The following is a 25,249-nucleotide window of genomic DNA, read 5'->3' on the forward strand; positions in this document are numbered from 1 at the left end:
GCGCAGCGGGGATCGCCCTTGATGAGCCGCGCAGGCCGGCGCTAGCATGTGCGCCCGTTTGAGAGCACTTGCCTGATCTGGGGTGGGGTTTCCAGAAAGTGAGGTCGATGATGCGTCAATCCCGTATCGCCGTCGCGGTGTATTTGGCGACCGCGCTCGTGTCCGCTGCCGGTTGTGGCTCCGAGGCCGCGGCGCCTGTCGTTCAAGACGTCGACCTCGGTCAGCCGCCCGCGCCGGGGCCGGAGCAGGCAGCGGATGGCGAGGGCGTCGCGTTCGCGATCGACCGGCTCTTCCTCGGCGATACGGATCGCGACGGGAAGAAGGTGGCCGGCAGCTGGAAGCAGTACGGATTCAACCTCGACGGCAAGGTGTCCAGCACCGTATCACAGGACCTGTGCAAGCCGGTGGACGACACCGCCCCTTCGGAGGTCTATCCGGACGGCGCCGACGGGATCGACAACGCCTTTGGCAGCAAGCTCGTCGGCCTCATCTCCAACCTCCTGACCGACCCGTCGACCCGGGTCAGCGACGCCATCGGCAAGGGCGATTTCACGGTGATCTTCAAGGTCGACGGGCTCGGCGAGCGGTCGTCCTACAACCCCCTCACCGCGAAGCTCTACGGCGGCGCCACGCTGGGCGAGGCGCCCACCTGGGATGGCGCCGACCGGTGGCCTGTCGTACCGGAGCTCCTCGACGACGCTCAGGACGTCGAGAGCGCCAAGGTGGTGTTCCCGGCCAGCTACGTCGTCGACGACACATGGGTTTCGGGCCCGGATTCACAGGTCACGTTCCAGCTGAACCTGACGATCTCGGACACCATCATCGGTCTCACGATCCGCAACGTGAGGGTCGCGATGGATCTCGCGCCCGATCACAAATCGGTGGTCAAAGGGACCATCGCCGGCGTGCTCGAGACGGCTGTCCTCGTCGAGGAGCTCCGCGGCGTCATCGGCGCCGTGCAGCCGAATTTCTGCGAAGGCCCCGCGCTGGAGACGATCCTCGACCAGGTCCGCCGCGCCTCGGACATCATGAAGGATGGCAGCCAGGACCCGAGCAGGGAGTGCGACGCCATCTCCATCGGCATCGGGTTCACCGCGAAGGCGGTCCAGCTGGGCGAGATCGCGCCGCCTGCCGAGACGACCGGCGTTCCGTGCCAGCCGGCGCCCGCAGACGAAGGCTGAGCGCCGCGCGACTCCCATCCACCGGCGGCCGCTGCGTCGCGCACGCCACCTGGGCTCCGCGGGCACCTCCCGGGTGCCCGCGCCCGCCGGAATCCCCACAGCCTGCGACGTGCAGCCTGCTCCGCTGGCTCCGGCCACCCGCGAAGATCGTGCTCGCGCTTGAGCCGTCGCGCCCCCCGCGAGCGTCTCAAGGAGCGACCCCACCCGTCCAGGGCACGCGCTGAGGCAAGGGAGGGCTTGCCAGCGCGCTCTCTCGGTCCGCCCGCTGGTGGGCGGGCCGAGAGGCGCCCTCTTCCTGGTTTCGTTCGTCCTGACTTTTCGCTAGAAGTCGGCATCGCTTCGAGCGTCCACCACGCAAATACCCGATGGCGGTGAAGATTCATGGCGAGCCGCCGTCCAAGGGCGTCAGCCCGGCGGGTCGCCGATGCGAGCTCTGGCTCGTGCCCCTCAGAGGAGAACAAGGTCCATGCGTAGATACGTCGCTTCCGTTCTGTGCGCCGTGATGATGATTGGCGCTGCCGCCGCGACGGCGGGTTGCACGGCCAGCGCCTCGTTCAACGCCGGCAAGGAGCCGGTGGCCGAGCCCCCGCCCCCGCCCCCGCCGGAGCCGAAGCCCGAGCCGAAGGAGGAGAAGAAGCCCCGCCCGCGCTTCAAGCTGACGTTCAAGCTCAAGGGCAACGAGGTCTCTCTCCCCGGCCCGGTGGTCTTCGAGACGAACAGCGACAAGCTCCTGCCCGAGAGCGACGAGGTCCTCAACCTCGTCGACGAGTTCCTGAAGCAGCGGGAGGATGTCAGCCTGCTCCGCATCGAGGGCCATACCGACTCGGACGGTGAGGACGCCGCGAACCAGACGCTGTCCGAGAAGCGCGCGATGGCGGTCGCTCGCTGGCTCGTCGCGAAGGGGAACGACTGCAAGCGCTTCATCGCCGTCGGGTTCGGCGAGACCAAGCCGGTCGCCGACAACAACACGCCCGAGGGCAAGGCCCAGAACCGCCGCACCGGGTTCTTCATCGCGGCCATCAAGGGCAAGGCGGTCGACAAGCAGCCCGTGGACGGCGGCGGCAAGGTCGCCGGCGACGCCTGCAAGTGACGCACCTGCGCCGGCCGCGCTCCGGGCCGCGCTCCGCGATCACCGCGGGCCCGGGCAAGCCGGCGCGCTCCCCTTCTGCTGACAGCTGACGGCGGAGCCCAGTGGCCGGTGCGAGCGCCCTTCGGAGCGCTCCGGCCACGGGCGCCGCTGCGTTCTCCCCGCGCGCCGGCGGTCGACGCCGCCCTGCGATCCTTCTTTTCTTGCCTCCCCCACCAGCTTCACTATCGGTACGTCTCCACGACATGCGGAGACGTCACGACAGGCCCCTGGGTCGCCTCTTTTCCATCGCCCTCCTCTCGGTCGGCCTCTTCGGCTGCAACTCCGGGGCGGGCGACGTCCGCCCGTGGACGCGGGACGACCACGATCCGCCGAACCCCGGCGAGGGGCAGGGCCAGGGCGGCAAGGTAGCCGCTCGGCCGGTCGCGTCCGACGAGACCGATCCAGGGCTGATCGAGCTCGCCTGGCAGCGAAACTGCGCCACCTGCCACGGCAGGGCCGGGCGAGGCGACGGCCCGCAAGGCCCGATGGTCCGCGCCCCGGACCTCACCGACGCGGCATGGCAGGATCGGGTGACCGACGTCCAGATGGCCGACACGATCAGGAAGGGAAAAAACAAGATGCCCGCGTTCGACCTGCCGCAGCCGGTGATCGAGGGCCTCGTGAAGCGCGTCCGCACCAACCGAGCGCGCTGAAGCTCGATGAGCTCGACCTCGCAGCACGATCGCGATGAGGCGCCGGAGGAGAGGCCGGCGGAGCCAGAGGAGAGGCCGGCGGAGCCGGAGGGCCGGCCGCTGTGGCTCCGGCGCCTCGCGCCAGCGATCCTCCTCCTGGGCGCGCTGGTTGCGGGGAGCATCCTCGTCAATCGCCTGCCCGAAGAGCGGGAGGTCGAGCTGCAGCTCGACGACGCAGCGACGGTCGTGCAGCTCGACGTGACGTGGACGGATTCTTCTTCGGGCGACCGTGCGGACGACACGGCGACGGTCATCGACAGCTCATGGCGCTTCGCCGAGGGCACGGCCCCACGGGCTGTCCACACGAAGGTGTCGCTCCCGGATGGCCTCTACCAGGTGGAGATCACGGTCGGCAGGAAGGGCGGGCACGACGTGACGAGCCGGGCCATCACGCTCGCGGACGAGTCCCGGATCACGCTGTTCGTGCACTGAACGGCGCCCAGCGCGTTCCCGCTGGCCTCGCGGAGCGCGCTTCGGCCGACGCTCCTGGAGCGAGCCCGGCAGCAGCCAGATGCGCCGGAGACCTGCCGCCGCGCATTGCGGTCGCCCGGCGCACGAGACCGTTGACGCCCGGAAATCGACAAGCAAGGCAGCGCCGTGAGTTGGACGCGTGTCTCTGAGGTACCACCTCGCGTCCAGCGGGCCGCACGCAGCCCTTGATGAAAGACCCTCGTTCTCAAATATAAATCATTGTTATTGTTGATATTTTCTTGCTTCCAGTGGCAACGTTTCGGGTGGGAATGGAATGTGAGAACGAATTCCCTTGATGCGTTCCCCCCGAAACCGCTACTTCTTGGCCCGCGGAAGCAGGGCGTGGCACCTTATCCTACAACCACTTACACGCTCTGACTGGGACGACCGTGGTGCATCGTGGTGCCCCCCCGGAGGGAGCGACCATGCGGCCTGTACAGTGCCGCTGGAGGCGGAGAAGGAGAACCGATGAGGATCACCCCGTGGTATCTGGCTGCGCTCGCCCCGTTCGCCGCCATTGGTTGCAGTGGCGCGTACCTCGGCCACGCCGCTGTCGTCGCGTTGACGATCGGCATCTTTCTCGGGACCCTTTCGCTCGGCCGCACCCCGAGCTCGAGCCCCGCCCCGCCGAACGCCCCTGTCTCCTGACTTTCTCGCCCAGCTGCCGCCTGCTGCACCTCGACGCGAGGGTTTCCCGAGCGCGCGACATCGCTGGCGCTTACGCTCGGGGAGCGTGAGGTCATGACGCAAGACGCCTCGGCCGGCCGGCTCAAGCGGCTCGAAGAGTTCACGCTCATGGACCTGGAGTCCGTGCACCTCATCCTGCGCGGCGACTCGGTCATCGACTGGAGGAGGCTCAACCTGCAGGGCGAGCAGGCGGCGCGGGACCTCTTGCTGGCGCAGGAGTTCCGCCCGGACGAGCCGGGGGATCGCGCTCACCTCGAGAGCGTCAAGAACGAAGCGATCGCGTACCTGCGCCGCCATTTCGAGTTCCCGATCCCGAGCCCGGTCGCTCGCGCCTCGGTCGAGGAGATCCTGCTGCTCGCCTCGGGCAAGGGCCACCGCCAGCTCTGCGCCTGCACGATCCTCAAGGCGATGCACATCATCCATCACCTGGCCGGGCGCGAGCTCCTCTTCTCGATCCCCATGTCGGACCAGGACGTCTTCCACCTCGTCGAGGAGAAGGTGTACCGGGTGATCGGCGGCATGCTCGCGGCGGGCTTCCCGATCACCGAGTTCATCGGCGGGCGGAAGAACAAGGACTCGCTCTACACGAAGCTCCTGTCGAAGACCGACACGACCGCGGCGGCCATCTACGACAAGCTCCGCTTCCGCATCGTCTGCCGCACCGTGGACGATCTGCTGCCGGTGCTCCTGTACCTGTCCGAGCGGCTGTTTCCGTTCAATTACGTCGTGCCAGGCGAGAGCACCAACACGATCCTGCGGTTCCGGAGCTACTGCGAGACGCGGCCCTTCCTTCAGCCGATGCTCGAGGCGTTGCAGACCGACGTCGACGACGGGCTCACGGCAGGCGACAACAGCTTCAGCGATCGGAGCTACCGCGTGATCCACTTCGTCGTCGATCTGCCGGTGCGGCTCCCCGCCGAGATCCTCGACATGGCGCCGCCCGCGGCCTGGGCGCTCGGGCCGATCATCTTCGTCCTCTGCGAGTTCCAGCTGATCGACCGCGAGACCGAGGCGGCGAACGAGGTCGGCGAGGCGAGCCACGCCAGGTACAAGGAACGGCAGAAGCAGGCGGTCATGCGCAGGCTCAAGCTCGGGGTCCGCTCCACCCGTGACCCGGCGAACGGCGGACCCAAGCGAGATCGCTAGGCGCCGCGGTCGGCGCGGGTCGCCGTCCAGACGCCGTAAAGACGAGGCCGCTGGCGCGCAGCACCGCTGGACCGCGCGGCGAGCCTGCACCGGCGTGGCGAGGCCCATACCGCGCAGCACATCCGATCGCGCAGCGCACGGACAGAACGGCCACGGCGTGGCGGATGCGTGGGGCAACACCGCGACGAATCGAGCGGGCAGACCGGAGAGATCCGCGGGATATCCGGGAGGTGCGTCCCTGGAGAGCGGAACGCGCGAGCAGGGCGGCGAACGCCGCTGCGACGCCGGGAGCAGTCGGGCTATCGGAGCAGAGGCCGCCGAGCGAACAGCCCGGACGGTGACCGACGGCGCTCGATCGAGGAGCCCTGCCGGCCCCTCAACGACACCGCCGGACGGGCGGGCTCAGATGCGGCCCTTCAGCGCGTCGCGATCGAGGATGACGATCCTGCGGCGATCGATCTCGATCACCCCCTTGCGACGGAGATCGCCCAGGGTGAGCGTGACGGTCTCGCGCGTGGAGCCGATCATGCTCGCCATCTCCTGATGGGTGAACGGCGCGGAGATGAGCACCCCGCGCGGATCGGGGATGCCCCAGCGCGTCGCGGCCTTGAGCAGGAACTCACAGAGGCGGGCCTCCACGTTGCGGAAGAGCATGGACGCCAGGCGCTCCTCGGTGTCCGTGTGCCGCTCGACCAGCGTGGTCACGATGGCGGCGGCGAAGTTGGCGTCGCTCGCCATCAGGTTGCGCACCGTCGCGAGGGGGACGAGGAGCGCCTCGACGTCCTCCGTGGCGATCGCGCTCTCCCGGTGGGCCGTGACGCCCCCGAGCGCAGCCTCGCCTAGCACGTCGCCGGCCCCTCTGTAGCCGAGCGACAGGCTGCGCCCGTCGCTCATCCCGCGCACCAGCCGGACTCGGCCGAGGCTGAGCATGGCAAGGGCGGTCGCTGCGTCGCCCTGCGTCACCAGGTGACGCCCTTTCGCGACGCGTTGGATCGTCCCTCCGTCCGCCAGCGCCGACTGCGTGGCCGGGGAGGCCGCGTTGCCGATCGCGCCGCGCCGGACAACCCGCCGCTTGCGGGAGTCCAGGTCGAGTCCACCGTCGTTCCCGAGCGCGCCAGGCTGGACCCTGACGCTCCGTGCCATCGCATCCTTACCCATCATCATCGCGGCTGCTCCTGCGGTTTGCGGTGTCGCGGTCCTACTGTTCCGGGGGGCCCCACCGGCTGGGGGGCCCGACTTGTGCCGGAACCTCCCACTTGCGTTGACATCCTGGATACCCGGCCCGTACCTTTCGGTTCGAGCCGGGCACGCCCCGTGAATGAACCCCTGCACGGGGGAGCCAGTTCGACCGCTCCTCCAGCTACGGACGTTGGATGCGCCTCTTTAGCGGCAAAATTACTCCCCTCACAGAAGAACTCGTCCGCGCGCTCGTGGACAACCGCGATATCGAGTGCGAATCGAAGAAAGAGGTCGCGCTCGACGTCGAGTCGGTCTTCACGAGCTACCTGCACGCAGAGCGGGAAGCGACCGAGCGGGCGAAAGAGATCCTCCAGGCACGCGGGCTGCCTCAAGGCGAGTTCAACCGGGTCAAGCGCCTGGCCGCGGAGCAGAAAGGGATCAAGACAGGCGAGGAAACCATGGATTATCTCCTCGACCAGCTGCTCGAGATGCTGATGCACTCGAACAACGTCGAGGAGGTGTTCGTCGAGGACCACGACCTGCGCCGCCGGATAAGGCCCATCCTCCGGAAGTACCTCGAGATGGACGAGGCGCTCGACACCGAGGTGCGCGGCAAGCTCCGCCACGTGCAGGAGGGCTCCCGCACCTGGGAAATCGAATACCAGCGGGTCATGGGCGAGATCCAGCGACGCAAGGGGCTGCTGTAATCGCCGCCGCCAGGCAGGCGGGCTCTCAGCCGAGCAGGCGAACCGCCTGCGGCGTTTGTCGGTCCAGCGAGACGCCGTCCGCCCCATGGCCTCGGCGCCCGATCCGCAGGGACACTGCCTGTAGGATAAGCACGCACCATCTGCGACCATGCCCGCGGCGGCGCGTTCCTTCTGCCAGATCGGGCTTCGTCGTGGTACCGGAGGACATCATGAGCTGGATTCCGAAGGTCGAGGCGAAGCGCCACTTCTGTCATAAATGCAAGAACGAGCTCATCTTCGAGGTGAAGCTCCAGCGCGCGGACACCTGTCCCCACTGCGGTGTCGACCTCCACTGCTGCAGGAACTGCGAGAACTGGGATCCGGCCGCGCACAACCAGTGCAAGGAGCACATCGCCGAGTACATCCCGGATCGGGAGAAAGCGAATTATTGTACTTTCTTCACGTTCAAGAACGGCGTACCGGAAGACAACTCGAAGCGCATCGCGGATTCTCGCTCCAAGCTCGACAACCTTTTCAAGAAGAAGTAGGCGCCCGCCGGGGGAGCACGCACATGTCCACGCCTCGCTACTTGATCACCGGCGGTGCCGGGTTCATCGGAAGCAACCTCGTCGCGGCGCTGACCGCCGCCGGCGAGCGCGTCCGCGTCCTCGATAACCTCGCGACCGGTCGATGGGAGAACCTCGACGGGCTCCCCCACCAGTCGCTCATCGAGCGCATCACGGGGGACATCCGGGACGCGGCGGCGGTCGCGACGGCGGCCAAGGGGGTCGAGGTCGTTCTCCACCAGGCCGCGCTCGGCTCGGTCCCGCGCAGCGTCGAGTCGCCGATCGAGTCGAACTCCGTCAACGTCGGCGGCACGGTCACGGTGCTCGACGTGGCGCGCCGCCAGGGCGTGCGCCGGGTGCTCTTCGCCGCGTCGTCCAGCGCGTACGGCGAGACGCCCGTCCTCCCGAAGCACGAGGGCATGGAGCCGATGCCGCTGTCGCCGTACGCGGTCACGAAGCTCGCCTGCGAGCACTACATGAAGGTCTTCGCGGGCATCTACGGCATCGAGACCCTGAGCCTGCGTTACTTCAACGTCTTCGGGCCGAACCAGACGCCGGACGGTGCCTACGCCGCGGCGATCCCGCGGTTCGTCGACGCCGCCCTGCAGAGCCGGCCGATCCCGATCTTCGGCGACGGCGAGCAGACGCGCGACTTCTGCTTCATCGAGAACACCGTCCTCGCGAACCTCCTCGGCGCGACGTCGCCGAAGAAGTTCAAGGGTGAGGTCATCAACATCGCCGGCGGACGCAGGATCGGGCTGAATGAGCTCTGCAAGGAGATCTCGCGGGCCCTCGGGCGGGACGTCGCGGTCGAGCACCTCCCCGCCCGCGCCGGGGACATCCGCCACTCGCTCGCCGACATCTCGCGCGCGGCCGAGCTCATCGGCTACGAGCCCCGCGTACGCTGGGAGGACGGCATCGTCCCCACGGTCACGTACCTGCGGACGCTCCGTGAGAAGGGCCCCGCGGCCGCGTCGGCCACGGTGACCTGTGGCAAGGTTCCGCTGCCCAAGGCCCAAGGGGCCTCGGACAGCGGGCAAAAGGCGAGCTAGGTAGAGCGGGGGCGGCTCGTGCGGAGCATGACCGGCTTCGGGCTCGGTGACGCTTCGCTCACCGATGGGCGCGTCGTCGCCGAGATCCGCTCGGTGAACCAGCGCTTCCTCGACGTGCGCGCGCGGCTCCCGCGCGAGCTCGTCGATCTGACGATGTTCGCCGAGCAGGTGGCGCGCGAGCGCCTGCGGCGTGGACGCATCGAGATCATCGTGCGCACCGAGGGCGCGGTGCTGGCCCCGAGCACGCTCGACAAGTCGAAGGCGCGCGCGGCGTTCCGCGCCCTGGCGGAGCTCCGCGACGAGCTCACGCCGGGCGCCGACGTGCCGCTCTCGCTGCTCTGCGCCGTGCCGGACCTCTTCGCGCCCGCCGGCGGCCACGAGATCGCGGCCGTCCGCGCGGCGCTCAAGCTGGCCATCGAGCGCGCGATCGAGGCGATGGAGGGCATGTGCCTGCGCGAAGGCGAGGCGCTCGCCAGCGACATGCGCGGGCGGGTGGCCACGTTGCGCGCGCTCGCGTCCGAGGTCGTGTCGCGCGCGGACGAGGCGCGCGAGGCGCTCAGGCGCCGCCTGCGCGAGCGGGTCGAGCGCCTGCTCCAGGGGGTCGAGGCCGGCTTCGAGGCGACGCGGATCGAGGCGGAGGTGATGCTGCTCGCCGAGCGCAGCGACATCACCGAGGAGGTCACCCGCCTCCGGAGCCACCTCGACCAGTTCGGCGGCGCGCTCGCGGCCTCGAGCGCCGACCCTTGCGGAAGGAGGCTCGACTTTCTGCTTCAGGAGATGGTACGCGAGGCGAACACGCTGGGCTCCAAGGCGCAGGACGCCGCCATCTCCCATCACGTCGTGGCGATGAAGGTGGAGCTCGAACGCCTGCGGGAGCAGGTCCAGAACATCGAGTGACAGGAGAGCATGTCGACCGAAGCACTCAGTGACGACTTCCTCCTCCTCATCGTGTCGTCCCCGTCCGGCGCGGGGAAGACGACGCTCTGCGGGAGGCTGCGCAGCGAGTTCCCCGACCTGCGCTTCTCGGTCTCCCACACGACCCGGCGCCCGCGCCCGAACGAGGTCGACGGCCGGGAGTACCACTTCGTCGACCCGGGCACGTTCGAGCAGATGATCCGCATCGGCGCGTTCGCCGAGTGGGCCAGGGTGCACGATCACCTCTACGGCACGAGCCTGAAGGAGATCGAGATCGCCCGCGCCACCGCGCGCGGCGTCCTCTTCGACATCGACCACCAGGGCGCGCGGCAGATCAAGGCGAGCCTGCCCGAGGCGGTCGCCGTATTCATCCTTCCCCCGTCGCTCGCCGAGCTCGAGCGGCGCCTGCGCGGGCGCGGCACCGAGGACGAGCCCACGACGCTCCGCCGCCTCCGCAACGCGAAAGGCGAGATCGAGCATTACGGCTTCTTCGACTACGTGATCGTGAACGACGAGATCAACCGCGCCTACGAGCAGCTGCGGTCGCTCGTCTTCGCCGAGCGGTGCCGCCGCCAGCGGCGCGCGGCCCTCTGCGAACGGCTGCTCTCCGAGCGGAGGTTCGAGCGATGAGCGCCAGCGCGACACGCGACGTCCTCGCGATCATCGGCGGCAGCGGCGTCTACGAGATGGGGTGGCTGGAGGACGTCGAGGAGGTCTCGGTCTCCACCCCCTTCGGGCTGCCGAGCGACGTGGTGCTGCGCGGGCAGGTCAAGGGCGGCGACGCGACGGTGCTCTTCCTGCCGCGCCACGGCCGCGGGCACCGCTTCTCGCCGTCGACGATCAACTACCGCGCGAACATCTGCGCGCTGAAGATGCTCGGCGCGACGCACGTGCTCAGCGTGAGCGCCGTCGGCTCCCTGCGCGAGGACGTCGTGCCTGGCGACCTCGTCGTCGTCGACCAGTTCATCGATTTCACGAAGCGCCGGATCTCGACGTTCTTCGACGAAGGCCTCGTCGCCCACGTGCCGTTCGCCGATCCGGTGTGCCCGATCCTGGCGAGCGCGGTCCACGACGCGGCGCTCGCCACCGGCGCGCGCGTCCACCGCGGCGGCACCTATGTCTGCATCGAGGGCCCTCAGTTCTCGACGCGGGCCGAAAGCCGCATGTTCCGGACGTTCGGCGCGCATGTGATCGGGATGACCAACTTGCCTGAGGCGAAGCTCGCCCGCGAGGCGGAGCTCCCCTACGCCACGCTCGCGCTCACCACCGACTTCGATTGCTGGCACGTCAGCGAGGAGGCGGTGAGCGTCGAGGCGGTCATCGCGGTGCTCAACCGCAATATCGGGCATGCGCGGGACGTCGCGAAGTCCCTTGCCCGCAATCTCCCCGACGTGTCGCAGAGCCCGGCCCGTCACGCGCTGGAGAAGTGCATCATGACGGCGGCCGGCGCGTCATCCCCCGACGCAGAGGCGCGGCTCGAGTGGCTCATCGGCCCTCGGCGCAAGGCCGACTGAGCTGACCTCAGGGCACCTCGCCCGCTCCTCCGCGCAGCGGGCGCGAGGGGGCGCAGCGGGCGCGAGGGGGCGCAGCGGGCGCGAGGGGCACGGCGGGCTCTGCTGGCGGTCGGGTGCGGCCGCGGCGCAGCGGCGCCGTCGCGGAAACGAAACGCGCGGCTAGCGGCTACGCACAAACCTGGCTAAGAGGCGTCCTGTGACGACCTCATCCGCGATCCTCATCATCGGCTCGATGGCGTTCGACGACCTCGAGCTCCCCTCCGGCAACGAAAGAGACGTCGTCGGTGGCTCGGCCACCTACTCGGCGTTCGCTGCCTCGAGCTTCGCTCCGGTGCGCACCGTGGCCGTGGTGGGCGATGATTTCCCCGAAGAGACCCTCGCGGCGATGCGATCCCGAGGGATCTCGATCGAGGGCGTCGAGCGCGCTCCTGGGAAGACGTTCCGCTGGGCCGGGCGCTACGACGTGGATCTCATCCATCGCACGACGCTGGACACGCAGCTCAACGTGTTCGCGTCGTTCGCGCCGAAGCTGCCGGAGACCTACCGCGACACGCCCTTCCTCCTGCTCGGCAACATCCATCCCGCGCTCCAGCTCGACGTCCTCGAGCAGGTCCGCGCGCCGCGCTTCGTCCTCGCCGACACGATGAATTTCTGGATCGAGGGGGAGCCGAAGGCGGTCGCGGCGATGCTGCGCCGCATCGACACGCTCGTGGTCAACGACGAGGAGGCGCGCCAGCTGTCGGGCAAGTACAACATCCGCCGCGCGGCGAAGGAGATCCTGTCCCGTGGTCCGCGCCGGCTGATCATCAAGCGCGGAGAGCACGGCGCGCTGCTCTTCGACGAGGAGGGCGTGTTCGCCGCGCCCGGCTTCCCGCTCGAGGACGTCATCGACCCCACGGGCGCCGGCGACGCCTTCGCCGGCGGGCTCATCGGTTACCTGGCGTGCCAGCCGGAGATCACGCCGCTCGCGCTCCGGCGCGGCATGCTCCACGCGACGGCGACCGCGTCGTTCTGCGTCGAAGCGGTCGGCACGCGGCGGATCGCGACGGTGACTCGAGCCGACATCGCGGCGCGGCTGACCGAGATCCGGGCGCTGTACGAGTTCGGCGCAAGCACCATGTGAAGCCCGCCGGGGCCAGCGCAGGCGCGAGCGCGTGCCGTGTGCGGTCGCTGTTCACCTTCCGGCGCATAGCCGTGCTAGACGACCGTCAAAGTGAACATGAACCTCACCACCCGTACATTTGCAGGCATCGCCTTGCTGGCCCCCCTCGTCTTCGGCTGCGCGGCCCGTACGGCGCCGTTCGACGAGATGGACAAGGCGCAGATCACGGTCCTCCGCCTCCAGGGGCAGGAGCTGGCCCCGACGCCCGTAGCGACGACCGGGGCCCCCACCCTCATCCCGGGCATCCCGCCCGAGCTCCAGCAGATGGGGCAGGCCGCCCTGCAGGGGCTGCAGCAGGCGCTGCCCGGGCTCATCCCGCCCAACCTCATCCCGGGGCAGACCGCCAGCACGCCGGTCCTGCCGGCGCAGCCGCGCTTCAAGAACTTCGTCATCCTCCAGCAGCGCCAGCTCACGACCAGCGACGCCGACGAGGAGCTCAAGGACCAGATCCTCGACGTCTTCGGCGACGAGGACAGCTTCACCGCGGACCGCGGCAACTGCTTCTATCCTGGCCTGGGCATCTCGATGGTGCGGCCGAACAACCCCACGCCGGTCGACCTGCTCGTCTCCTTCTCGTGCAATCAGGCCATGGGAGACGGCTTCCGCTGGCCTCACGCGACCAACGGCTTCTCGGCCGAGACCCACCAGAAGCTGAGCGAGATTTACCAGCAGCTCTGGGGACAGGCGGTCCCGCCCGGCGCGTGATCCCCTGCCGCGGCGCGGAGCTTCACCAGTCTAATTTGTAATCAGCACCACAAATCGTGACCGCAGGGTCCGGATGGCTAGACTTGATCGAGCTTCCGAGGTCCCCGCGTACCGGTCAGGAGCGCGCCGCACGACGTCATGATCCCCCAACCCCAGCTGTTGCCGGGAAAGGAGCTCGGGCACTACGAGCTCCTCCTGCCCATCGCGCAGGGGGGAATGGCCACGGTGTGGGCCGCGCGCCACAAGGGGCGTCGTGGCTTCCAGAAGACGGTCGCCATCAAGACGATGCTGCCGTCGCTCTCGGATGATCCCCAGTTCGAGAAGATGTTCCTCGAGGAGGCGCGGCTCGCCTCGGGGATCCATCACCCGAACGTCGCCGAGATCCTCGACCTCGGCGAGCAGGACGACGTCCTCTACATCGTGATGGAGTGGGTCGACGGCGAGGCGCTGTCGGTCATCGGGAAGGCGGCGAACAAGAGCGGCGTGGCCATCCCGCTGCGCGTCGCGCTCCGCGTCCTCGGCCGCGCTTGCCTCGGCTTGCACGCCGCGCACGAACTCCGGGACCCGCAGAACGAGGACCAGCTGCTCGGGCTCGTGCACCGCGACGTGTCACCCCAGAACATCCTCGTGACGTACGACGGCCACGTGAAGCTCGTGGACTTCGGGGTCGCCAAGGCCACCAACCGCACGCACAACGACACGACCGCGGGCCAGCTCAAGGGCAAGGTGCCGTACATGTCGCCGGAGCAGGCGCGTGGCGAGCGGGTCGATCGGCGCACCGACGTCTTCGCGATGGGGATCGTGCTCTACAAGTTGACGACGGGAGAGCACCCCTTCGCCGCAGAGAACGACCTCCTCACGCTCAAGTACATCACCTCGAGACCGGCGCTCTCGCCTCGCCTGAAGAACCCGGATTTCCCGCCCGAGCTGGACCAGGTCCTGATGAAGTGCCTGCAGAAGGAGCCGGAGCGGCGATACCAGACGATGCTCGATCTGGAGACCGCCCTGGAGGCCGTGCTGGCCAAGGAGCCGACGGTGACGGACCACGACGTCGGGGCGTTCGTGCGCGGGCTCCTGGGAGAGCGCAACCAGCGCCGGCGGGCAGCGCTGCGCGACACGGTCCGCAGGCTCGACGAGCGCGCCTCCCACCACCCGCCCGAGGTGATGCTCGTTCGCGACAGCATCAGCGAGCTCTTCTTCACGCAGCTCCCTCCTGGTCACCCGAGCGCCCAGCTCCCCACGCCTCGCCGGAGCACCCCGGCGCCCTCGCGACCGGCGCTGCCATCGCTGCCATCCGAGTCGCTGATCCCGAGCGCGCCTGGCCAGGACACTCAGCTGGGCCCGATGGAGGTCCCGGCGGCGCGCCGTCGCTCGGGGACGCGGGTGGCAGCCGCTGCGCTCGCGCTCATCACGTTGCTGGGCGCCGGGGCGATGTGGCTGCGGCGGCCCGCGCCGCAGCAGAGCGCGTCCGAGGAGCTCACGGCGCACGCCCACGGCGCTGGCCCGGCGGCGACCGCAGCCACGACGGGCGCAACGCCAAGGCCGGACGGCGCGCCCACGCTCCTGGACGACCACGGCGGCGTGGGTGCTCGGTCCGCCCTCGAGGCGAGCGACCCGGAGGTGCGCGGGGCGAGCGCTCCGGCCCCGACGGCCAAAGACGCGACGGCCGCCGCGACGCCGAGCGCGACGGCTGCTGGATCGAGCGCCGCCAGCGCGCGCAGAACAACCCCGGGCAAGCGTCCCTCGACGAAGTGGGTACCGACCGTGACCAACCCCGGGTTCTGAGCGGCCGCAGGGCGCGGCAGCTCCGCGATGCGCTCCTCCTGGCGGCAAGCCTGGGCGTCGTAGGCGGCGCCCTGCTGTTGCGGCGGAGCCGAGCGCCCAGCGTCTCGCCAACCCCGGCGCAGGCGAGCGCGTCCGCGGAACCGTCGCCCCTGCCCAGGGGCGGTGAGCCCGAGCGCGCAGCGCTCGATCAGCACGAAGCGCAAGCGGGATGCGGCTTTGCCGACCAAGGGTTCGGCGTCTACGAGCGATGGCGCCCGCTTCCGCTCGGAAGGCTCCTCGTCCCGCCGGCGCACGCGATTCGCTCGGATGGCGGCTACGATCTTCTGATCCACTTCCACGGCGCCGAGCCTGTCCGGAAGGTGCTGGCTCCCAGGGGCATGGATCTGGTCATCGCCGGCGTCGACGTGGGGACCCGCTCGAGCGAATACGCGCGCGCGCTCGAGGGCGGCAGCTGGGACGCGCTGCTCCAGGCGATCGACCGCGAGGTCGAGGGCGCCTCCGGGAGCGCGGGCGCGCGCATGCGCCGCCTGGTGCTGTCATCCTGGAGCGCTGGGTCCGGCGCGATCGGCAGGATCATCGAGCGCGGGAGCAGCCACGTGGATGCGCTGATCCTGCTCGACTCCCTCTATGGCTCCTACATGCCAGGGCAGACGTCGCTCGCGCAGGGGCAGCTCGCCCCTTACGTTGCGCTGGCCAACGCCGCCGCGCGCGGCGCGCCGGTCTTCTACCTGACGCACACCGAGATCCCGACCAGCGGCTACGCGTCCACGAAAGAGGCGGCCACGTTCCTTCTTCGCGAGCTCGGAGCCACCCCCATCGCGGTGACCTCGCGCGGGGACGAGGCCCCCTCCGCCGCGCCCGGCGCGCCCGGCGACCGCGCAGCGGAGGCAGGAGACGCGCTGCGGCTCACCCGGATGTACGACGGCGGCAGCCTCTACGTCCGCGGCTACGCCGGAGCGGGCCCCGGGGAGCACTGCGCGCAGCTGCGGCTGCTCCCCGCGATCCTGGCGGAGCACGTGCTCCCGGCCCTTCGCCGTTGAGCCGCTGGCGCGAGGAAGCGCGCGGCGTCTCTTCGGCCAGGGGACGCGCCGACGCGTCGGCGCGTTCCCTGCGAACCGCTGCGGCTCAGTACGACTTCGCGAACACCACGCGCCGCGGGCTGGGCTTGCCGGTGAAGATGCACTGCCCTTCACCCGTCAGCGCGTCGGCCCACGGCGCCCCTTCGAACCCCCCGGTCGGGATGCAGCGGATGGTCACCTTGTGCGCGTCCTTCACCGCCGTCTCGATCTCCGGATCGCCGGACCAGTGCGCCAGCGCGAACCCGCCTTGCGCCTCCTTGCCCCCGGTCGACGCGAAGAACGCGTCGAAATCGGCGCGGCTATTGATCACGTGCGTGTTGCCGTCGCGCACGGCGAGCGCGCGCGCGTAGAGGGTCGCCTGAATGTCGCCAAGGATCTCCGTGACGCGGCCCACGAGCTCCCCGCGCGCCATGCTCGACTTGTCCTTCGGCGAGCGGTCCCTGCGCATCACCATGGCCACGCTGGCGTCGACGTCGCGCGGCCCGATCTCGATGCGCAGGGGGACGCCCTTCTTCACCCACTCCCACTGCTTGTCGCCGCCGCGGATGTCCCGCCGATCGATCTCGACCTCGACGCGGCGCTCGCCGAAGCGCTGCGCCCGGAGCTCCTTCGCGAGCCCGTCGATGTACTCGTCGATCTTGGCGCGCGTGTCGTCGCCCCGGTAAACGGGCAGGATCACGACGTGCGCGGGCGCGAGGCGCGGCGGGAGCACCAGGCCGTCGTCGTCGCTGTGGGTCATGATCAGCCCGCCGACGAGGCGCGTCGATACGCCCCAGGACGTCGTCCAGGCGTGCTCTTCGGTCTCCTCCTTGGTCTGGAACTTGATGCCGCTCGCCTTCGCGAAGTTCTGCCCGAGGAAGTGGCTCGTCCCGGCCTGCAGGGCCTTCCGGTCCTGCATCATCGCCTCGATCGCATAGGTGTCGACCGCCCCGGGGAAGCGCTCGCTCGCCGTCTTCGGCCCCTCGAGGACGGGCATCGCCATGAAGTCGCGCGCAAACGTCGCGTAGACCCCGAGCATGCGCAGCGTCTCCTCGCGCGCCTCGGCCTCGCTCGCGTGCGCCGTGTGCCCCTCCTGCCACAGGAACTCCGCCGTCCGCAGGAACAGGCGCGTCCGGAGCTCCCAGCGCACGACGTTTGCCCACTGGTTGATCAGCAAGGGGAGATCCCGGTAGCTCTGCACCCAGCTCGCGAACGCCGCGCCGATGATCGTCTCGGACGTGGGGCGCACGATGAGCGGCTCCTCCAGCCGGGCCTGAGGGTCGGGAATGAGCCCGCCGCCAGGGCCGGGGACGAGCCGGTGGTGGGTGACCACGGCGCACTCCTTCGCGAACCCCTCGACGTGCTCCGCTTCCTTTTCGAGGAACGACTTCGGGATGAACAGCGGGAAGTAGGCGTTCTTGTGCCCGGTCGCCTTGAACATGCTGTCGAGCTCGCGCTGGATGTTCTCCCAGATCGCGTAGCCCCACGGCTTGATGACCATGCAGCCGCGGACCGGGGAGCTCTCCGCGAGGTCGGCCGCGCGCACGACCTGCTGGTACCACTCCGGGTAGTCCTCGTTGCGGGTGGGCGTGATGGCGGTCTTCGGCGCTTCGTTCTTGGCCACGGTCTCTGCTCTCCTCGATGGGCGGCTTGGCCGGCGGCCTTCGACCGGGCCGCCTTCGTCCCGCTGCGGACGGTCGGCTGGCGCCGGCCCCGCTCCGGGGTGAGCGCGCGACGTATCAGGAGCGCGGCAGGGTGTCGAGCGCAGCGGCCCCAGCGCCGGAGCCGCGCCGCCCTCCCGCTGGCTGGAGCGACACGCCGCTCGCCTCGCCGGCCGCCGCGCGCCACGCTGCCTTCGCGGCGGCGCGCCGTCGTGGTACGCGCAGGAGAACGACGTGAACTACGTCATCCTCACGCACGGCGGAGTGACCGCGCCGCAGAGCGGCTCGGAGAGCTGCGCCAGGGCCGCCGACGAGGCGCGCCGCGCGCTCGACGGGGCCGGAGAGGCGCTCGCGGCGGCGATCGGGGCGACCGTGCGCCTCGAGGACGACCCGCGCTTCAACGCCGGGACGGGCTCGAACCTCCGCCTCGACGGGCAGACGGTCGAGATGGATGCGGCCGTGATGGCCAGCGACGGACGGTTCGGCGCAGTGGCGTGCATCGAGCGGGTGAAGAACCCCGTCCTGGTCGCCGCGAAGGTGATGGAGACGCCGCACCTGCTCCTCGCCGGCGCCGGCGCGACGGCGTTCGCTCGCCGGCTGGGGTTCGCCGACCACGATCCGGTCACCGAGGAGGCGCGCCGGAAGCACGCCCGCGCCCTCGCCGCGCTGCGCGGCGAGGGCGGAGACGACGAGACCACGAACGACGCGGCGCGCTTCCGTGCGCTCACGGCGACGCGGTTCTGGAACTTCGACGCCGAGCCGCTCGAGTGCGACACCGTCGGGGCCGTCGTGCGCGACACGCACGGCCGGTTCGCCGCCGCGGCCTCGACGGGCGGGTCGACCTACTCGCTCCGCGGCCGCGCCGGGGACGTGCCGCTCCTGGGCGCAGGGATCTACGCCGGCCCGCACGGCGCCGTGGCGACGACCGGCGTCGGCGAGGAGATCGCGCGCCGCTTCCTCGCGCGGACCGTCTATGACTGGCTCGCCGACGGCGTCGCGCCCGCGCGCGCCGCGCAGCGCGGCGTCGCGATGTTCCCCGACGTGCTCGCCGTCGGCGTGCTCGTGGTGGGGCGGAGCGGCCAGGCGATCGCCTCGAACCGCACCATGGCAAGCGCGCAGCTCGTGGGCTGAGGAGCCGCAGACGACGATGCAGAGTGGAGACCCTGATGCGATCGTGGTGGGCGCGGGACCGAACGGCCTCACGGCGGCGGCGTACCTCGCCCGCGCGGGCTTCTCGGTGCTCGTGCTGGAGGCCGAGCGAGAGCCGGGCGGCGCGGTCCGCACGCGCGAGGTGACCCTCCCCGGGTTCCGCCACGATCTCGGCGCGGCGTTCTTCCCCTTCGGGCAGACGAGCCCGGCGCTGGTGCCGCTCGATTTGCCGGGGGCCGGCCTCGTGTGGCGGCACGCGCCGATCGACAGCGCTCACCCGGCGCCCGACGGGACGTGCGCCTCGATCGCGCGGGACGTCGAGGCGACGGCGCGGTCGCTCGGCGAAGACGGCCCCGCGTGGCGCCGGATCGCCGGCTGGCACGCGGCCACCCGCGAGCGGCTGCTGAACGCGCTCCTGTCCACGCCGCCCGCCCTCGGGCCGCTGCTCCGGCTCGGGCCCCTCAACCTGCTCCGCCTCGCGCAGGTGGCCCTCTCGAGCGGACGTGGCTTCGCGACGCGCACCTTCCGGACAGAGGCGGCCCGGCGCGTTGTCCCCGGGCTCGCGCTCCACACCGACGTGGGCCCGGACGATCCCTGCGGAGCGATCGTCGGCTTCATGCTCACCGTGCTCGCCTCGAGCGGCGGCTTCGCGGTGCCCGAGGGCGGCGCCGGCGCGATCACGAGCGCCTTGCTCAGGCGCGTCGAGGAGCGCGGGGGCGCCCTCCGCTGCGGCGCCCGCGTCGACCAGATCATCGCCAGGGAGGGACGGGCGGTCGCCGTCCGGCTCGAGGACGGCCAGGAGCTCCGCGCCCGCCGCGCGATCGTCGCCGACCTCGCCGCGCCGACGCTCTACCTCCGCCTGCTCGCGTCAGAGCTGGTCCCCGAGCGGGTGCAGCGCGCCATGCGACGGTTCCGCCAGGGGTTCGGCACCTTCAAGATGGACTGGGCGCTCGACGGCCCGACGCCGTGGTCCCACGAGGACCCCGCGCGCGCGGCGGTCGTGCACGCGGGCGACAGCCTCGACGACCTCTCGGCCTTCACGCGGCAGGTGCGCGCCGGGGCGCTCCCCGAGCATCCCTATCTCGTGATCGGGCAGCAGTCGCTGGTCGATCCGACGCGCGCGCCGGCCGGCCGCCACACCCTGTGGGCCTACTCCCGCGTCCCCTCCTCCATCGAGGGCGGCTGGGCGGGCTCGCGCGAGCGCTTCGCCGATCGCATCGAGGCGCGGATCGAGGAGCTCGCCCCCGGCTTCCGGCAGCGGATCATCGCCCGGACGATCTGGGCGCCTGACGATCTCGAGGCGATGGATGCAAACCTCATCGGCGGCGATCTCGGCGGAGGCTCGGCCGACATCCGGCACCAGCTCATCTTCCGGCCGGTGTTCCCCTATTTCCGCTACCGCACGCCGCTCCGCGGCCTGTATCTAGGCTCGTCCTATGCGCACCCCGGCGCCGGGGTCCACGGCGCGTGCGGGCGCAATGCGGCCCTGGCGGTGCTGGAGGACGAAGGCTAGCGCGCTTCGCTACTTCGACCGCGACGACGGGCCGTCCCGGTAGTCGGAGCGCTTCAGGCCGTGGCTCGCGATCTTCTCCTGGAGCGTGCGCAGCGGCATCCTGAGCCGCCGAGCGGCCATCGCCAGGTTGCCGTTGGTGCCGCGGAGGGCATCGAGGATGATCTCCGTCTCCAGACGGTCCATCTGCGCCTTGAGCCCGATCGTCGGCGCAGAGCTGGGCGGCCCCGCGAGCTCGACGGGAGTCCGATCAGGCAGCGGCGTGGCGCGTTTGGGCGCCGAGAGGGAATGGATGCTCTCCGGCAGGTCGAGCGGGGTGATCACATGCCCCCGCGCGATGACGACGGCGCGCTCGATGGCGCTGCGCAGCTCGCGTACGTTGCCCGGCCAGGGGTACTGCTCCAGGAGCGCGAGCGTCTCCGGATCGAGCGAGCGCACGTTCCTGCGGTGCAGCTCGCTCGCCTGCCGGAGGAACCGCTGCGCCAGCGGTCCGATGTCCTCCCGCCGCTCGCAGAGCGGCGGGATGCGCAGCAGCGCCGCGTTGAGCCGGTAGAGCAGATCCGAACGGAACGTGCCCGCCTCGCACATCGCCTCGAGATCCCGGTACGTGGTCGCGACGATCCGCACGTCCACCTCGATCTCCTTGGTCGAACCGACGCGGACCATGCGACCGGTGTCGAGGACGTGCAGCAGCGCGGCCTGGCAGGACGGCGGGAGGTCGCCGACCTCGTCGAGCACCACGGTGCCGCCCGCGCACGCCTCGAAGACGCCCTCTTGCGCGTGGACCGCGCCGGGGAAGGCGTCGGCCTCGTGACCGAAGAGCGTGCTCTCGAGGAGCTGGGCGGGCACGCCGCTGCATCCGACGCGGATCATCTGCATCTTGTGGCGGGGGCCAGCCTCGTGGATCAGCCGCGCGAGCACGTCCTTGCCGGTCCCCGTCTCGCCCTGGAGCAGCACGGGCGTGGACGAGCGCGCGAGGCGCATCGCGGTCTCGAGCACCGGGCGCATCGCGGGGCTGCGCATCACGAGCCCCTCGTCGCCGACCGTGCGCAGCCCACCCACAGGCGTGGGTCCGCCCACCAGGCTCTCGATGCTCGGCATCTTGCTCCGCTCCGGGGCGCCACGACGCACGTCGAGCGCGTCGAGGTTCAGCACCGGCAGCTCGGCGCTCGCGATCACGCGCAGCGACGCCGTGATCTCCCCGAGCATCACCTCGTCGCCGGGCTTCAAGACGCCGTGCTCGACGCGCTGCCCGCTCAGGAAGGTGCCGTTCGTGGAGCCGAGATCCTGGATGAGCACGTCGCCGCGCTGGAACGTGAAGCGCGCGTGGCGTCGCGACAGGCTGCGCTCGGGGATCGCGACATCGGCGCTCGGATCGCGGCCGATGACGACGCCGACCCCCTCGGTCAGCCGCACCGTCTCGGCGCCCTGCCGGTGGTAGATGATGAGCAGCACGTGCGGCTGCGTCCCGCGCTCGCGGCTCAGCTGCGTCAGCGCATCACGGACCTGCGACATGGCGATCGGGTCCGTCAGCTGCGACTCGTACTGGACGTCCTGGGCTCCCAGGTCGTCGTGCGGAATGGATGGCCGTGCGACCTTGGGCTCCACAGGCAAGTCGACGCCGGCGTGGCCTTCTCCAGACGCGCCCGGCTCGCGGACGTCCGGCGAAGATAGACTCGTCGGAGCGGCCGGACGCGAGTGATTCATGCGTTCTCTCTCATGCGTGCCCGAGGAGCCTCCGGCTCCAAATGTTGGCCCGCGAGCACTGCTCGCGCTCGTCCCGTTATCCTATGACCATAAGCCAGAGGTTGCCCGGCGCGCAAGGCGCGAGCAGCACTTCGTCGGCGCTGCGGCGGTAAGCTTTGTTTTCTCCCTTTCCTCCTCAGCTTCCTCCTCAGCTTCCTCCTCAGCTTCCTCCTCAGCTTCCTCCTCAGCCTCGCTGGCTTTGCCTCTGCTTTGCCTCTGCTGCCTCTACATCCCAGCTCTTTCTCTTTCGTTTCTGCAGTGTAGCCCTCGGACGCATCCTTTGCAGGCTGCCCCGGCGCTCCGCTCAGATCTGGCGCGCAACGCGCTCGCCAGAGGCGAGAGATCGCGCAGACGGCTCTTCGGCGCTGCAGTGCGCGTTGAAGCGAGAGCACGGGAGGTCCTCGAGCGATGGGAGCTCCGCATAGCCGCGGGGACCGGCGATCTCGTTGAAGCAGCGCCCGAGCCAGCCCGGAATGACGAGCGCGTAGGTGCGCGCAAGCCGTCGAGGATCGTCCAGTGTGCGCAGCATCGCGAGGTAGGTCACTTCCCCATAGGTCGCCTTGAAGGCAGCCGCCTGCTCAGGGCGCGCCAGCCAGCTCATGACGCCGGCGCGATCCGCTTCTGGGTGGAACTGGACCGCCTCGACGCCGGGCGCGACCTGCAACCCGAGGATCGCCCGCCCCTTGGAGATGCCGTCACGGCTCTCGCGGGCGAGGAGCTGGCCGCCGAGGGAGCTCAGCCGGCGCTCGTCGAGGTTCACCGCCTCCCAGTTGCGGTGCTCGAACGCGAAGAGGCGATCCCCAAACGGCGCCAGCAGCGGGTGTTGCTGGCCGACGGGGGTCGTGTAGATCGGCATGACGCCGAACTTGCGATCGACGCGCGGCACGACGTCGGCCAGCTTGTAGTGATGGACGACGAGCTCGAACGAGTAGCAGATCGCGAAGAGAGCGCGCCGGTGCGCGCCCCCCTGGATCGCCGACTCGACCACGCCGTCCACGAAGCGCGCAAAATCCCGCGTCCAGGGCTCGCCCTCCCCATCCAAGGGAGAGCCGGGCCCCCCTGACGCGAGGTACAGATCGCAATCCGTAGGGATGGGTGCGTTGGTGTCTCTGGGAGACACCTCGACGACCTCGCAGGATAGGCCCGGATTGCGCGCCCGAACGCGTTCGAAGAACCCCGCGGCGAGCCCGCGTAGACAGCGCATCGCCTGGTTCACGTGGCCATTGTTCATGTCCACGATGCACAACCGCAGCGGCCGGCCGTTCGCGACGGTAGCTTGCCGGCCGGGAGTAGGTGGAAGTGGATTCGAGCTCATCGGAAGGTGACAGTTCGCTGACGTAAACCCCCGCCTTTTTTACTCATACCACCCCACCGACCTCGCGAAAAGAATGGTTTCCTCCGTTGCGCCCGTTGCGCCCGTTGCGCCCGTTGCGCCCGTTACGTCCGTTACGCCGACTGTTCCCGCTACTTCGGCTTCATCAGCGGCTCCCTTTACGTTCACGTCGACCACATCCGTCACATCCGTCATGTCTGTCACATCCGCTGTGCTTGTTATGCTGATCACACCAGTTATGTCCATTACAGCGGTTACATCCGCTTCAGGTACGTCCGCTACGTCCGCTTCATCGATACGCAGCGGACGATTCATCACCTTCTGGATGAGACCAAAACTCCTTCCTCGGAGCCGCGTTCATGGGAATCCTGTGCGTGATGAACAAACGGAATGGTTCGACCCGTGATCCTCTGACCCGTCGCCATGTGCTGACCGGGCTCGGCGCTGCGCTCGGCGCCTCGGCCTTCGGATGCAGCACCCCAGAGGGCGCGATGTTGCTCGGCAACGCCGCGCCGAGCGCGGGCAGCGCGGACGAGAGCGACGGAGCCGGCGGTGCGGGTGGCTCGGGAGGAGCGGTCGGCTCAGAACCGCCGGAAGGTGGCGAGGCCGGCGGCGCTCCGGATCGGTGCGCGGAAACGGGAGGTCTGAGCCCGGCGGAGCTGCTGGCGCCCATCAACACCATCGTCGTTCTCTGTATGGAGAACCGCTCCTTCGACCACTATCTCGGCTCGCTGCTGCTGAACGAAGGCCGGCAGATCGACGGCCTGACAGGCACAGAGTCGAACCGAGCGCTCGATGGGACGCGGATCTCGCCCTTCCAGCTCGACAACTTCACGCCCGCCGACCCGCCGCACAGCTGGGACGCCGCCCGCACGCAGTGGAATCAAGGGAGGAACGACGGGTTCGTCATCGCGCACGCAGGGCCGGACCAGCGCGACGTCATGGGCTATCACGTGCGGGAGCATCTGCCGGTCCTCTACGCGCTCGCAGACGCGTCGGCGGTCTGCGAGCGCTGGTTCTCCTCGGTGCTCGGCCCGACCTGGCCGAACCGGTTCTACCTGCACGGCGCCACGTCGAGGGGCGTCTCGAGGAACGTGCCGGTCACCGGCTTCACGAGCGTGTTCGAGCTGCTGAGCGACGCCGGGATCTCGAGCAGGAACTACTTCCACGACGTCCCGTGGTGCTCGGGTGCGTACTTCAAATTCAAGGGCGTCTCCGGGATCGAGCGCTTCTTCGAGGACGCGGCCGCGGGGATCCTCCCCTCGTTCTCCGTCATCGATCCCCAGTTCTTTGGCGCCACCGCGAACGACGATCACCCGGACCACGACGTGCAGCTCGGGCAGGTGCTCATCGCCAGCGTCTACAACGCGCTGGCGAAGAGCCCCCAGTGGGGCCAGTGCCTCCTCGTGATCACCTACGACGAGCACGGAGGCTTCTTCGACCACGTCGCGCCGCCGACGACGACGGACGACGACCCCCTGTTCACCCAGCTCGGGTTCCGGGTGCCGTCGATCGTGGCAGGCCCGTTCGTCCGGAGGGGCTGCGCGGTGAGCACCGTGCTCGACCACGCGTCGGTGATCCGCACGCTGGAAGCGCGCTTCGATCTCCCCTCGCTGAACGCGCGCTCCGCCGGCGCGAACGATCTCTCATGCTGCATCGATCCGGCGATCCTCCGCGATCCTCAGGCGCCGATCCTGCTGCCCGAGATGGACATCTCCCTGTCGCGGCTGCGCTCGCGCACCGAGTCCGGGATCTCTCAGCCGGAGCTGTGGGAGGCCGCGGAGCGCGGGCTCATCCCGCGGCACCTCGATCGCCGGGACGAGGGTCCGGCCATCGCCCGGCGGGTGCTGGCGCACGCGGAGCGGCTCGGCACGGCGAGGCTCAGGGACTGAGGCGCCGGGCAGCCGGCGCCGAGTTCGCCC

Annotated in this window: 24 protein-coding genes; 19 read left to right on the forward strand and 5 right to left on the reverse strand. The window is 69.9% G+C overall.

All coding sequences use genetic code 11. From position 1 onward, the window contains the following. Positions 1-107: 107 nt before the first annotated feature. The 6 genes from WMF27_RS18760 to WMF27_RS18785 all read left to right on the forward strand — a co-directional run bounded on the left by WMF27_RS18760 (position 108) and on the right by WMF27_RS18785 (position 5,306). Positions 108-1,181, forward strand: a complete 1,074-nt coding sequence (locus tag WMF27_RS18760; protein WP_437767510.1) for a hypothetical protein — start codon at positions 108-110, stop codon at positions 1,179-1,181. 466 nt (positions 1,182-1,647) lie between these two features. Continuing rightward, on the forward strand, positions 1,648-2,271 hold the full coding sequence (locus WMF27_RS18765) for an OmpA family protein (protein ID WP_437767509.1): 624 nt from the start codon (positions 1,648-1,650) through the stop codon (positions 2,269-2,271). Positions 2,272-2,513: 242 nt separating this feature from the next. Continuing rightward, on the forward strand, positions 2,514-2,963 hold the full coding sequence (locus WMF27_RS18770; RefSeq protein ID WP_437767508.1) for a c-type cytochrome: 450 nt from the start codon (positions 2,514-2,516) through the stop codon (positions 2,961-2,963). Positions 2,964-2,969: 6 nt separating this feature from the next. Then, a complete protein-coding gene (locus tag WMF27_RS18775; protein ID WP_437767507.1) occupies positions 2,970-3,434 on the forward strand; it encodes a hypothetical protein in 465 nt (154 codons plus the stop codon). Between the two features lie 507 nt (positions 3,435-3,941). Then, positions 3,942-4,121, forward strand: coding sequence for a hypothetical protein (locus WMF27_RS18780; protein WP_012236385.1), 180 nt, complete (start codon positions 3,942-3,944; stop codon positions 4,119-4,121). Positions 4,122-4,214: 93 nt separating this feature from the next. Continuing rightward, positions 4,215-5,306, forward strand: a complete 1,092-nt coding sequence (locus tag WMF27_RS18785) for a TIGR04552 family protein (protein WP_437767506.1) — start codon at positions 4,215-4,217, stop codon at positions 5,304-5,306. Between the two features lie 402 nt (positions 5,307-5,708). On the opposite strand, the gene WMF27_RS18790 is transcribed toward WMF27_RS18785, so the two are convergent. Next, positions 5,709-6,449, reverse strand: a complete 741-nt coding sequence (locus WMF27_RS18790; RefSeq protein WP_437767505.1) for a Crp/Fnr family transcriptional regulator — start codon at positions 6,447-6,449, stop codon at positions 5,709-5,711. Positions 6,450-6,679: 230 nt separating this feature from the next. On the opposite strand from WMF27_RS18790, the gene WMF27_RS18795 reads away from it, so the two are divergent. The 10 genes from WMF27_RS18795 to WMF27_RS18840 all read left to right on the forward strand — a co-directional run bounded on the left by WMF27_RS18795 (position 6,680) and on the right by WMF27_RS18840 (position 15,910). Then, the gene (locus tag WMF27_RS18795; protein ID WP_012236388.1) at positions 6,680-7,192 is read left to right on the forward strand and encodes a DUF507 family protein; all 513 of its coding nucleotides are present in this window, start codon (positions 6,680-6,682) and stop codon (positions 7,190-7,192) included. A gap of 209 nt (positions 7,193-7,401) precedes the next feature. Then, positions 7,402-7,719, forward strand: a complete 318-nt coding sequence (locus WMF27_RS18800) for a hypothetical protein (RefSeq protein WP_437767504.1) — start codon at positions 7,402-7,404, stop codon at positions 7,717-7,719. 23 nt (positions 7,720-7,742) lie between these two features. Then, positions 7,743-8,789: an SDR family oxidoreductase gene (locus WMF27_RS18805; RefSeq protein WP_437767503.1), complete on the forward strand. Its 1,047-nt coding sequence runs from the start codon at positions 7,743-7,745 to the stop codon at positions 8,787-8,789. Between the two features lie 27 nt (positions 8,790-8,816). After that, complete coding sequence (locus WMF27_RS18810) at positions 8,817-9,686, forward strand: YicC/YloC family endoribonuclease (RefSeq protein ID WP_437769835.1); 870 nt, start codon at positions 8,817-8,819, stop codon at positions 9,684-9,686. A gap of 9 nt (positions 9,687-9,695) precedes the next feature. Further along, positions 9,696-10,334, forward strand: coding sequence for a guanylate kinase (gene gmk, locus WMF27_RS18815; protein WP_437616465.1), 639 nt, complete (start codon positions 9,696-9,698; stop codon positions 10,332-10,334). Then, entirely contained in the window at positions 10,331-11,218 is an 888-nt protein-coding gene (mtnP, locus tag WMF27_RS18820) for an S-methyl-5'-thioadenosine phosphorylase (RefSeq protein ID WP_437767502.1), read from the forward strand. Before gmk ends, mtnP begins: the two co-directional genes overlap by 4 nt. 196 nt (positions 11,219-11,414) lie before the next feature. Then, positions 11,415-12,341, forward strand: coding sequence for a PfkB family carbohydrate kinase (locus WMF27_RS18825; RefSeq protein ID WP_437767501.1), 927 nt, complete (start codon positions 11,415-11,417; stop codon positions 12,339-12,341). A gap of 96 nt (positions 12,342-12,437) precedes the next feature. Continuing rightward, positions 12,438-13,085: a hypothetical protein gene (locus tag WMF27_RS18830; protein WP_437767500.1), complete on the forward strand. Its 648-nt coding sequence runs from the start codon at positions 12,438-12,440 to the stop codon at positions 13,083-13,085. A gap of 138 nt (positions 13,086-13,223) precedes the next feature. Further along, positions 13,224-14,870: a serine/threonine protein kinase gene (locus WMF27_RS18835; protein WP_437767499.1), complete on the forward strand. Its 1,647-nt coding sequence runs from the start codon at positions 13,224-13,226 to the stop codon at positions 14,868-14,870. Between the two features lie 377 nt (positions 14,871-15,247). Beyond that, on the forward strand, positions 15,248-15,910 hold the full coding sequence (locus WMF27_RS18840; protein ID WP_437944365.1) for a hypothetical protein: 663 nt from the start codon (positions 15,248-15,250) through the stop codon (positions 15,908-15,910). Positions 15,911-15,995: 85 nt separating this feature from the next. Here WMF27_RS18840 and proS read toward each other — a convergent pair whose 3' ends face one another. Further along, positions 15,996-17,552 (reverse strand): proline--tRNA ligase, encoded by a 1,557-nt coding sequence (proS, locus tag WMF27_RS18845; RefSeq protein ID WP_437767497.1) that lies wholly within the window; start codon positions 17,550-17,552, stop codon positions 15,996-15,998. A gap of 271 nt (positions 17,553-17,823) precedes the next feature. On the opposite strand from proS, the gene WMF27_RS18850 reads away from it, so the two are divergent. Together WMF27_RS18850 and WMF27_RS18855 are read left to right on the forward strand one after the other, a co-directional pair. Continuing rightward, positions 17,824-18,720 carry an isoaspartyl peptidase/L-asparaginase gene (locus WMF27_RS18850; RefSeq protein WP_437767496.1) on the forward strand — a complete coding sequence of 299 codons (897 nt, stop codon included), beginning with the start codon at positions 17,824-17,826 and terminating at the stop codon, positions 18,718-18,720. A gap of 16 nt (positions 18,721-18,736) precedes the next feature. Further along, positions 18,737-20,251 carry a phytoene desaturase family protein gene (locus WMF27_RS18855; RefSeq protein WP_437767495.1) on the forward strand — a complete coding sequence of 505 codons (1,515 nt, stop codon included), beginning with the start codon at positions 18,737-18,739 and terminating at the stop codon, positions 20,249-20,251. Positions 20,252-20,260: 9 nt separating this feature from the next. Here the strand turns inward: WMF27_RS18855 and WMF27_RS18860 are convergent, their stop codons facing one another. The 3 genes from WMF27_RS18860 to WMF27_RS18870 all read right to left on the reverse strand — a co-directional run bounded on the left by WMF27_RS18860 (position 20,261) and on the right by WMF27_RS18870 (position 23,642). After that, on the reverse strand, positions 20,261-21,955 hold the full coding sequence (locus WMF27_RS18860) for a sigma 54-interacting transcriptional regulator (protein WP_437767494.1): 1,695 nt from the start codon (positions 21,953-21,955) through the stop codon (positions 20,261-20,263). Positions 21,956-22,298: 343 nt separating this feature from the next. Next, on the reverse strand, positions 22,299-23,225 hold the full coding sequence (locus WMF27_RS18865) for a hypothetical protein (RefSeq protein WP_437767493.1): 927 nt from the start codon (positions 23,223-23,225) through the stop codon (positions 22,299-22,301). 123 nt (positions 23,226-23,348) lie between these two features. Continuing rightward, positions 23,349-23,642 carry a hypothetical protein gene (locus WMF27_RS18870; RefSeq protein ID WP_437767492.1) on the reverse strand — a complete coding sequence of 98 codons (294 nt, stop codon included), beginning with the start codon at positions 23,640-23,642 and terminating at the stop codon, positions 23,349-23,351. Positions 23,643-23,704: 62 nt separating this feature from the next. Between WMF27_RS18870 and WMF27_RS18875 the strand changes: the two genes are divergently transcribed. Beyond that, entirely contained in the window at positions 23,705-25,219 is a 1,515-nt protein-coding gene (locus WMF27_RS18875) for an alkaline phosphatase family protein (RefSeq protein ID WP_437767491.1), read from the forward strand. The last annotated feature ends 30 nt before the right edge of the window (positions 25,220-25,249 follow it).

Origin of the sequence: Sorangium sp. So ce281 (assembly GCF_051527395.1) — a bacterium.
Classification (GTDB): domain Bacteria; phylum Myxococcota_A; class Polyangia; order Polyangiales; family Polyangiaceae; genus Sorangium; species Sorangium cellulosum_B.